This window comes from Vibrio sp. 1580, assembly GCF_033340055.1.
The window spans coordinates 1-565 of sequence record NZ_JAWOVT010000556.1; the positions used below are offsets into that span (position 1 = coordinate 1).

Here is a 565-nt window from a genome sequence, read left to right on the forward strand (position 1 = left end):
AGCGACTGGTTCTCAATCTGCTCTAAGCAACCCTGTTATCCAAAAGGCGCTGAGTTCTAGCTATCGCTATATTTCTCAGCTTGGGAAAAGCAAAGTAGATGGTAAAGCAAGGCTTAAAGTGTTGTTTAACAGTGGGCAAATTCAATCGCTTTTGACTCAAGCTCAGTTGCCTTCATGGTCACCGAATCGTGCCAACATTTTGGTTTGGCTGGTGGAAGAGCAAGATTACGACCGCGCAATTGCATGGGAACATTCTGATTCTGCCAACGTTGCTGCGTTGAAAAAAGCAACGGAAGCTCGTGGCCTTCCAATTACGATTCCTGTTGGGGATTTTGACGATGTCACGGGCGTAAACACGTCTGATCTTTGGGGCGGTTTCATTGAACCGATCAGCCAAGCCAGCCAGCGTTACCCAGCGGACGCGGTATTAATTATTCGTGCGCAAGGCGAGCAGATTCGTTGGACGTTGTATGACCAAGCGCCTGCAAAGATTATTGATGCGCAAACTTCTCCACGCAGCGGGTCGGCAACTGGTGCAGACGCTATTTCCGCAATGGTGGATGGT

Annotated in this window: 1 protein-coding gene; it reads left to right on the forward strand. The window is 49.0% G+C overall.

Features of this window, described 5'->3' with window-relative positions:
* A partial coding sequence (locus R7093_RS27135) for a DUF2066 domain-containing protein (RefSeq protein ID WP_318147264.1) occupies positions 1-565 on the forward strand: 565 nt, incomplete at both ends.